A 2,919-nucleotide genomic window follows, 5' to 3' on the forward strand; every position below is an offset into this window, starting at 1 on the left:
AAAGGATAAAGAGCAACGTGTTGTTTTTCCACTGGGAGAGGCAAAAGATATAATATTCACTTTTCGTACAATTTAGTGAAGGTTAATCGAAGTATTAAAAATTGTCACGATGGATGTTGAACGTAAGAAGATACTTAGTTTATACTAGGTATCTTTCTTGTTAAGAAAAAGTAGCGTTTTAATATTCCGTTAAATTCTTTATACTAAGACGCAATAAAGAGTGCCAATAGATTAAACAGAGTTAGATAAATTCATTTTTTATTATATGAAATATATAAATAACAATTAATTTTTATAAGGAAGTAGTATGATAAAATGAAAATATATGGAAGTAAATATGATAATATGGTAAAATTTAGTGCGAGGTGATTAAAATGAAAAAAATATTAAGTATTATATCAATAGTAATATTTTCAGTACTATTAGTATCATGTGGTCAAAAGGATAATAAAATCACTAAGGAAAATATAAGTGCTACATTAATATGTCCAGATGGATTACCAGCAATAGCAATAAGCAATTTAATATCTGATGAATCAAATGATGAAGAGATTACTATAAATTGCTCTATAGAAAAGACAACAGATACGCTTTTATCAGAATTAATGAAGGGTGAGTCTGACTTGGCTATAGTTCCTTCAAATCTGGCATTACAAGCATATAAGAAAGATTTAGGTTATAAGATTGCAGGAACTATTGGATGGGGATCATTATATTTAGTGTCAACAGAAGAAGTAGACAGCTTATTAGATTTAGAGGGATGTGAAATATATAATACAGGAAAAGGTCTTACACCTGATATAGTATTTAAAGATATATTACAAAATAATAATGTTAATGAGAATAATATTACTTTTTCATATGTTGGAGCAGCATCAGAGCTTGCACCGTTGGTCATGAGCGGACAAGCTAAGTATGCAGTGTTACCAGAGCCGGTGCTATCAACTGTAATGGCTAAAAATGAAAATATAAAAATCATATGTAATTTAAATGATGAATGGAAAAAAGTACATGATGTTGAAAATGGATATCCACAATCAACATTATTAATTAAAGAAGAGTTTTATAATACGATAAAAGATTCTGGATTATATGATGAAATTATAAATAAATTTATTGAATCTGAGGATTGGGCAATAAATAATCCTGAGTTAGCAGCAGAACAGTGTGAAAAACTTGATATAACTGTAAATAAAGATGTAATTGATAAATCAATGAAAAATAGTAATTTAGCTTTTACAAAAATAGAAAATTGTGAACAAGAATATGAAACATATTTTTCTATTATAGATGAAAATAATAAAGGAGAAAATGGAGGGTATGACGCAATATTCATTAAGAAATAAAAAATATTTAATGATTTCTATTGCTGTGATTATATTAGTTTGGCAAGTGGTAGCTATTAGTTTTAATAATAGGCTACTTTTGCCTTCTTTTTTTGATGTTTTAAATGAGATGCATAGAATAATATCAAGAGAACAGTTTTTAAGGTTAGTATTTAATAGCATTTTTAGATGTATAAAAAGTTTTATAGTATCTATAATAATTGCAGTAATTTTAGGCATTGGGAGTTATTTTAGTAAATTTATATATAATTTTTTATATCCAATAACAGTATTTTTAAAGGCAATACCGACTATGGCATTTATAGTATTATTATTAATATGGACGTCTAAAGATTTTGCACCAACGATAATAGGTATAGTAATTTCATTTCCTATTTTTTATGAGGCAACTTTAAATTCATTACTTAATATAGATGAGGGATTATTACATATGGTTAGAGTTTATAGAGTATCAAGGAGTGATAAACTAAGATTTGTAATAATGCCTGTGATTTATATAGAAATTAAAAAGATATTGACTTCAACAATATCCTTAATATTTAAAGTTGTTATATCTGGTGAGGTATATTCTCAGCCACAATATGGCATAGGATCTAATATACAATTTGAAAAGATACAGTTAAATACTGCTGCAGTTATCGCATGGATGATTATAATAGCACTGATAGTTTGTATTTTTGATTTTATAATGGATAAGAGTTTTAATAAATGAGGTAAGAATGATAATAAAAAATATAAATTTTAAATATAATGATAATGAAATATATAAAAATTTTAATATAGAATTTAAAAGAGGAAAGATAAATTGTATTATTGGAAAGTCAGGATGTGGCAAAACAACGTTATTAAATTATATTTCTCAAAAATATTGTTTTGAAAATAAAAAAATAGCATTTGTTTTTCAAAATGATAATTTAATTCCTTGGGAAAATATATATGTTAATTTAAAAATTATTGCAAAACAGTACTTTGATAAAGAAAAAATAGAAAAAGAAATTGATAAGATTTTAAAAGATATTGGATTGATAGAATTTAAAAATAGTTATCCTAATGAACTTAGTGGAGGAATGAGACAAAGAATAAATTTTGCACGTGCGTTAATAGGAAGTCCAGATATAATATTAATGGATGAACCTTTTAAATCATTAGATATTAAAAGCAAACATGAAATGATTAACTTAGTAATGGAGTTAAGAAAAAAAAGTATAGTTACTATTATATTAGTAACACATAGTATAGATGAAATAATAAAGCTATCAGACATTGTGTATTTATTAGGGGGAAGACCGGTAAGGATATTGGAAACAGCAGAAGGAGTAAAGATAAAAAATATTGTAGAAAATTTATATAAATCTATTGACGAGTTTAATTAATAGTGTTAATATAAAACACGTCGCTGATGATGAAGTGGTTAAAAAACTTATAAAAATAAGTTGTTGACAACTAACTTTTGAAGTGATAAGATAGTCATTGTCAATTACGAGACATAACAAAAACTTTTAAAAAAAGTGTTGACATGAATCGTAATAAATGATAAGATGAGAAAGTCGCTTGAGGGCGACGAAGTAAATGG

General features: G+C 25.9%; 3 protein-coding genes. All 3 read left to right on the forward strand.

Annotated features, from left to right (window positions below; genetic code table 11):
- The first annotated feature begins 374 nt into the window (after window positions 1-374).
- The 3 genes from TY07_RS16915 to TY07_RS16925 are packed head-to-tail and all read left to right on the forward strand — an operon-like array spanning window position 375 to window position 2,719.
- On the forward strand, window positions 375-1,346 hold the full coding sequence (locus tag TY07_RS16915; protein WP_042403032.1) for a substrate-binding domain-containing protein: 972 nt from the start codon (window positions 375-377) through the stop codon (window positions 1,344-1,346).
- Complete coding sequence (locus tag TY07_RS16920; RefSeq protein WP_042403037.1) at window positions 1,321-2,058, forward strand: ABC transporter permease; 738 nt, start codon at window positions 1,321-1,323, stop codon at window positions 2,056-2,058. The genes TY07_RS16915 and TY07_RS16920 overlap by 26 nt, the downstream gene beginning before the upstream one ends.
- Before the next feature lie 7 nt (window positions 2,059-2,065).
- Window positions 2,066-2,719 (forward strand): ABC transporter ATP-binding protein, encoded by a 654-nt coding sequence (locus TY07_RS16925; RefSeq protein WP_042403041.1) that lies wholly within the window; start codon window positions 2,066-2,068, stop codon window positions 2,717-2,719.
- Window positions 2,720-2,919: the final 200 nt, after the last annotated feature.

Source organism: Clostridium saudiense, assembly GCF_000577815.1.
GTDB classification, from domain to species: domain Bacteria; phylum Bacillota; class Clostridia; order Clostridiales; family Clostridiaceae; genus Clostridium; species Clostridium saudiense.

What these genes read in the sequence shown, in the direction of transcription:
- TY07_RS16920 (WP_042403037.1), top strand. Translation starts at nt 1,321, where the DNA reads ATGACGCAATATTCATTAAGAAATAAAAAATATTTAATGATTTCTATT.
- TY07_RS16915 (WP_042403032.1), top strand. Translation starts at nt 375, where the DNA reads ATGAAAAAAATATTAAGTATTATATCAATAGTAATATTTTCAGTACTA.
- TY07_RS16925 (WP_042403041.1), top strand. Translation starts at nt 2,066, where the DNA reads ATGATAATAAAAAATATAAATTTTAAATATAATGATAATGAAATATAT.